Origin of the sequence: Hoyosella levis (assembly GCF_026008515.1) — a bacterium.
Taxonomy (GTDB): Bacteria; Actinomycetota; Actinomycetes; order Mycobacteriales; family Mycobacteriaceae; genus Lolliginicoccus; species Lolliginicoccus levis.
Genome location: NZ_BQYM01000016.1, coordinates 64,231 through 70,230 on the forward strand (window position 1 = coordinate 64,231; position 6,000 = coordinate 70,230).

A 6,000-nucleotide genomic window follows, 5' to 3' on the forward strand; every position below is an offset into this window, starting at 1 on the left:
CAGCGGACCGCGCTGGCCTCAGGGATTACCCGGGCCGCGCCACCCTAGTGCGGCGATCATGCCTCCGTCCGGGGCTGTGGCACCGGCTTCAGCCCTCACAGTTTGCCACCCCGTGCCCGTCGCGTTCAACCTGCGTGCGGCATCGAAACCTAGCTCCACCACTGCGTGAGCAGCAGGAGAGATCCAATTGTGAGCACCAGCACACTCCACGACGCCGCGACGAGACCGCGCGCGCGGTCGGCAGCGACCTGCGCGACGATGGCGATGAGCGCGCCGATCACATGCCAGGAGACGGAGGCGGCCCCGGGCCCGGCGATCGACCAGTCATCAGCGAGCACCGCCACGAGGCCCACGACAAGCGCGAGCGCGACGAGGCCGCCCGCGACGAGACCGGATGCCCAGCGGAGCAGCCGCACCGGCCAGGCAGCACGGCGCCGCGGCCATGGGTGGCCCGCATCGGGATCGCGCGCGATCGCATACCCTGGGGCAGGCTGCGGCTGGCTGGACTGCCGTGCCCAATGCAGGGAATCCCGGTCGCTGGCAGCGCGTGCCACGGGGACGACGTTGCCATCGTCGCCAGGAGCACCCCCTGTTGCTGGGTAGTACGCCACCCGTTCCCCTTTCCCTACAGGCCTGAGCCGCTACCGCTGGATGACCCCTGCGCCGGACGCGCGCGCGACGATCTCGTCGAGCTGCTCCACCTCGGTCGTCCGCGCCCCCAGGGCGATGGTCTTGTTCCCGCCATGGTAGTCAGACGAGCCGGTCGTGATCAGGCCGTGCCGGGCGGCGAGGCGCGCGAGGATCGCTGCATCCTCCTCGCTGTGGTCCGGATGCGCCACCTCGAGCCCGGCGAGCTGCCCGGACTCCGCGAGCGCGCGGATGTGGTCGAGATCGAGCACGCGCCCCCGCTTGCGCGCGAGGGCATGCGCGAGGACAGGTACTCCGCCCGCCGCGCGAACCATGGCGACGGCATCATCGAGCCAGGTATCGGCCATGCGGGTGTAGTAGGGGCCGCGCGGCGAGAGGTGATGCAGGAAGGCGTCCCCGATCGTCTCCACGACACCGAGGTCAAGCAGCGCGCGGGCGAGATGGGGCCGTCCGACGACGTTTCCCGCTCCGGCGATGATCGCGTCGGGATCAACGGGGATGCCATCGTCGCGCATGCGCTGGGCCATGAGCCGGATGCGCTCGCGCCGCGCTTGCTGGAGGCGTTGCCGCTCCGCCGCGAAGGCGGCATGGGCGGGGTCGAAGAGGTACGCGAGAAGATGGACCGCCACCGGATAGCCGTCCTCGCCATGACCAAGGCATGACATCTCCATGCCGCGCACCAGAGCGAGCCCCGCGGGCAGCGCGGCCTCGGCCTCCTGCCACCCGGAGGTGGTGTCATGGTCGGTGATCGCGACCACATCGAGCCCTGCGCGTGCCGCCGCAGCAACGAGACCAGCGGGGGTATCCGTGCCATCGGAGGCGGTGGAGTGCGTGTGCAGGTCGATGCGCATCATTTCATTGTGCCCGCCGGCGGCGCTTCCGGGCACCGTCTCACGTCATGCGCACGGCCGACCGTCCGGGGTCGGTCGTGTCGATGCCCGCCTCGGCCCATGCCTCGCGGAGCGCGCCCGCCCCCTTGATGCGCATCCAGGCCGCCTCGGTGGCCGTGATGGGCGCGGCGTCGAGGAACTCGACGGGGCTGCTGGGCTCCGGCAGTTCCACGGGAGGCAGGATGCTGGGCCCGAGCAGGACCGCAGTGAATGCCGAGCCCGGCCAGAGGGGCTCGCTGAGGTCCACGAGCGCGTCCTCGGCAAGGATGAGCCCCTCGACGGCTGGTGCCGCCGCGATGATGGCCAGGGAACGGAGCACCTCATCGGCACCGCCGCGCAGGCGCAGGACGATCTCGGCGCGCGGGCCCTGGAGCGGGTCGGCCAGCATGTCGGCGGGATCGCCCATGGGGCTCGCGCTGCACCCGCAGCTCACGTAGTGCACCATGCGGCTCGCGGAGGGCCCATAGCGCAGCACCGTGATCGGCTCCACCCCCAGGAAGGTGACGGAGGCCGCCGCGGGATCACCGAGATCGAGCGCCCGCGTGACGTGGGCGCGAACGAGCGCGGGAACGTCCGGCTGGGAGCCTGTCGAACCGGGATGTGAGAAATCGGGAAAGCTCGACATGCTGCTAGTGTGCGGCACCGCCGGAGAGCGACGCGAGCAGGTCCCGTCCCTTCTCCGCCGTGCGGGGGTCGCACAGGACGTCGTAGCGCCCCGCGACGAGCTGCATGGTCGACTGGAAATCGCGCTGGCCGCGGGAGGCGGCGTACTGCACCGACTGCATGACGACCCAGAAGAGGATGCCGAAGGTGACACCGGTGAGCAGCGCGCCCCACAACTGCTCGGTGAACAGTCCGATGAGCAGGCCGATGAAGATGCCGATCCAGGCGCCCGAGACTACAGCGCCACCAATGACGCGCGGCCAGTTCAGGCGGCCCACGACTCGCTCTACCTGCATCAGGTCAACGCCGACGATGGTGACATCGCGCACGGGGAACTGGTTGTCCGACAAGTAATCCACGGCTCGCTGGGCCTCGGCGTAGGTGGTGTAGGAACCGATCGGCCAGCCGGTGGGCGGCGTGGGGAGTCCGATCCGGGCGGCATTGCTCAGGGGGCTGCTCAAGGTGTCTCCTCGATCGTGAGGGTCCGGTGCGCCCGGGGTCTCCCGCGGGCGACGCGTCGCGCTGCTGGTGCTGCTATGCAGCCTTTAGTGTCTCAACGATTAGCGCAACCGGTTAGTGCCCGCCGCGGGAGAAATGTGATGGCCGTCCCGCCCCGGACCACTACAGTGATACATGTAGTCTCACATACCTCACGACGCGGGAAGGCTGACCATGATCCCCCCACGCCCGAAACCCACGCTCCCCTCGCCCCGGCGCATCCTCGCGCTGCCCGGACAGATCCTCGGCGCGCTCGCCCCCGGCCGTGGCAGCCGCTCCAGCCGCGTCCCCTCGCCCACCATCACCTTCAGCCGCGAGTACGCTCACTCGCTCTCCGAGCAGGCTCGCATCGATGCGACGCCGCTGGCCGTCATGGACGCCGTCACCGACCTCGCGCGATTCCCCGAGTGGTTCACCCTGCACTCCAGCTGGCGCAACCCGCCACCCACCGGCCTCGCCACCGGCACCATCCTCGCGCAGACGCTGCGCGTCCTCGGCACCCCCATCCGCATGGACTGGCACATCACCAGCATCAGCCCGCGAACGCTCGTCCTCGAGGGCAGCGGACCGCTCGGCACCCAGGCGGGGATCGGCGTGAGCGTCACCAGCGCGCCCCAGGACACCGCGACCCTCACCATCACTAGCGGATTCCACAGCGACTCCCTCAAGGGCCCCATGGGCGCGCTGGTCGCCCGCGCCCTCAACAACGCCACCAAGGACTCGCTCGTCCGGTTCCAGGCCATGCTGACCCACGGCGGGGACGCGCCCGCTCTCGCCGAGCGGCCTGCCCCCACCATCCCCGGATCGCGGCCCGAGCCCATTGACCACGTCCCCAGCGGCACGCGCGTCGATCCCTGGACCCCGGTCGTCATCGGCGTCGGCGAGATCACCCACCGTCCCGACGAATCCGGGCCCCGGTCCCCGCTCGACCTCGCCACCGCCGCTGCCCGGGCAGCGCTCGCCGACGCCGGGATCGACCACCTGCCCGACAGCCCGCGCACCCGCATCAGCGCGGTGCCCAGCACCTCCTGGGCCTACGGCTCGCACCACGCGTCCCTCATCGCGACCACGCTGGGCGCCCCGAGCGCTGACCTCGCCCAGTCAGCCCCGCTCGGCGGCGACGGCCCGCTCCGGCTCACCAACGCCGCCGCCACAGCGATCGCCCGCGGCGAGCTCGACCACGCGCTCACCGTCGGCGCCGAAGCCTTCGCCACGCTCGCCGAGCATGGCCCGCAGGACTGGGACACCGAGCACCAGACGCCCTTCGCTCCCCTGCTGCTCGGCTCGGACAAGGAAGGCAACAACGCAGCCGAGGAAGCCGTCGGCCTCCTCGCGCCAGCCCCCATGTACGCGCTCATGGATAGCGCCCTGCGCGGCAGCCTCCAGCTCGACCCCCGCGAGCACACCGCCCGCGAAGCGGCGCTCTGGTCACGCTTCTCCGACGTCGCGGGAACCAACCCCGCCGCATGGCTGCCCGAGCCACACACCGCCGAGCAGATCAGCACCCCCACCGACCGCAACCGTCCCGTCGCGACCCCCTACACCAAGCTCATGACCGCCAACCCGGCCGTCGACCAGGGCGGCGCGATCCTGCTATGCAGCGCCCACGCCGCCCAGGAGGCTGGCATCCCGCAAGAACGCTGGGTGTTCCTCCACGGCGGTGCGCACGCCACCGAGGAATGGTTCGTCTCCGAGCGCGACAACCTCGCCACGATCCCCGCGATCGGACGCATCGGTGACGCGCTCCGCGACCAGCTCGGCGCGGACCCGGCGAAAGCCGACCACATCGACCTGTACTCCTGCTTCCCCTACGCCGTGATCGCCGCCGCCCGCGAGCTCGGCCTCGACCCGGCCGACCCCGCGCGGCCGCTCACCTGCACCGGCGGCCTCACCTTCGCGGGCGGCCCGCTCAACAACTACGCCACCCACGGGCTAGCCGGAGTAGTCCGGGCCGCCCGCCGCGAGCCCGGGACCATCGGGCTGTCCACCGCGCTCGGCTGGTACGCCACCAAGCACGCCGCCTCGCTGGTATCCACCACGCCACCGGCCACGCCGTTCACCGATATCGACGCGGCCGCCCGCTGGTCGCGCCCACCCGCGCGCAACGCCACCGCCGAGCACGACGGCACCAGCATCATCGAGGCATGGACCGTCACGCACGCCTCCGACGGCACCCCCGACGCCGTCATCCTCGCTTCCCTCGCTGATGACGGCACCCGGATCCTCACCCGCTCCACCGTTCCCGCTCTCCTCGAGCGCGGGCTCGCCGAGGACCTCATCGGCATGGACCTCATCCGGGACGGAGAGCAGGTCACCATCAGCAGCGCGAGCGGAGCGGGCTTCTCGCGCTCGGCGGAGCACGTGCGCGGCACCCGCAGCGAGCCGGCTCTCTTGCGTGACTGGGACGGCCCCGTCTGCACCCTGACCCTCAACCGGCCCCGCGCGCGCAACGCCATCGACCTCAGCCTCGCTCTCGCCCTCGAGCAAGCCCTCGACGATGCCGAGGCCGATCCGCGGACGCAGGTGGTCATCCTCACCGGCTCCGCCGGGGACTTCAGCACCGGCATGGACCTGCGCGCCGCCGCCCGCGGCGAGTTTCCCGTCGCTCCCCGGCGCGGCTTGCTCGGCATCGCGGCCCTGCCCCCGGCGCTGCCCACGATCGCCGCGGTGGAAGGACACGCCCTCGCTGGCGGGTTCGAGGTAGCGCTGGCCTGCGACATGATCGTCGCCGCCCGTGATGCTCGCTTCGGACTGCCCGAGCCGTCCCGCGGGCTGGTAGCGGCCGCGGGTGGCGTGCTCCGGCTCGCCCAGCGCCTGCCGAGGGCCGCAGCGCTGGAGATCACCCTCACCGGCCGCGAGGTACCTGCCGAGCGGCTCCACCAGCTCGGCATCGTCAACCGCCTCGCCAAGCCCGGGCACGCGCTGCGCGAGGCGCATGAGCTCGCCCGGCAGATCGCCGGGAACGCTCCGCTCTCCCTCGCCCTCACACGCCGGATCGTGGACGAATCCGTTGGGTGGCCCGCCGACGAGGCCTTCGAGCGGCAATCCGATATCGCGTCGGAAGCGACGTTCTCCGACGATGCCCAAGAAGGCATGGCCGCGTTCGATGAGCGCCGCGAGCCTCGCTGGAGCGGCCGCTGATCGCTAGGCGGGGTCGCGAGCGTGGTTCCTGGCCGCCCGCCCAACCGCCCAGCCGCGAATGTGCGATAAACGACAGCTCACGGGCGGCGGATTCAGGGAGCCATCGCAACACCCCTGGCTGAAGGGGCATGCTGATGGCGAGGAAGATTCCGTGGGAGGT

The 6,000-nt window shown here is 71.5% G+C and carries 5 protein-coding genes; 1 reads left to right on the top strand and 4 read right to left on the bottom strand.

The genetic code is table 11. The features are described 5' to 3' along the window. Positions 1-149: 149 nt before the first annotated feature. The 4 genes from QC765_RS15525 to QC765_RS15540 are packed head-to-tail and all read right to left on the bottom strand — an operon-like array spanning position 150 to position 2,662. Positions 150-611, bottom strand: a complete 462-nt coding sequence (locus QC765_RS15525; RefSeq protein ID WP_278315344.1) for a hypothetical protein — start codon at positions 609-611, stop codon at positions 150-152. Between the two features lie 30 nt (positions 612-641). Then, positions 642-1,499, bottom strand: a complete 858-nt coding sequence (locus QC765_RS15530) for a PHP domain-containing protein (RefSeq protein ID WP_278315345.1) — start codon at positions 1,497-1,499, stop codon at positions 642-644. Between the two features lie 40 nt (positions 1,500-1,539). Then, complete coding sequence (locus tag QC765_RS15535) at positions 1,540-2,163, bottom strand: suppressor of fused domain protein (RefSeq protein WP_278315346.1); 624 nt, start codon at positions 2,161-2,163, stop codon at positions 1,540-1,542. 4 nt (positions 2,164-2,167) lie between these two features. Beyond that, a complete protein-coding gene (locus QC765_RS15540) occupies positions 2,168-2,662 on the bottom strand; it encodes a YflT domain-containing protein (protein WP_278315347.1) in 495 nt (164 codons plus the stop codon). A 211-nt stretch (positions 2,663-2,873) separates the two neighbouring features. Between QC765_RS15540 and QC765_RS15545 the strand changes: the two genes are divergently transcribed. Next, positions 2,874-5,840 carry a type II toxin-antitoxin system Rv0910 family toxin gene (locus QC765_RS15545; RefSeq protein WP_278315348.1) on the top strand — a complete coding sequence of 989 codons (2,967 nt, stop codon included), beginning with the start codon at positions 2,874-2,876 and terminating at the stop codon, positions 5,838-5,840. The last annotated feature ends 160 nt before the right edge of the window (positions 5,841-6,000 follow it).

Excerpts from the sequence above, each read along its gene's own strand:
- QC765_RS15530 (WP_278315345.1), bottom strand. The coding sequence starts at position 1,499 with ATGCGCATCGACCTGCACACGCACTCCACCGCCTCCGATGGCACGGAT.
- QC765_RS15535 (WP_278315346.1), bottom strand. The coding sequence starts at position 2,163 with ATGTCGAGCTTTCCCGATTTCTCACATCCCGGTTCGACAGGCTCCCAG.
- QC765_RS15545 (WP_278315348.1), top strand. The coding sequence starts at position 2,874 with ATGATCCCCCCACGCCCGAAACCCACGCTCCCCTCGCCCCGGCGCATC.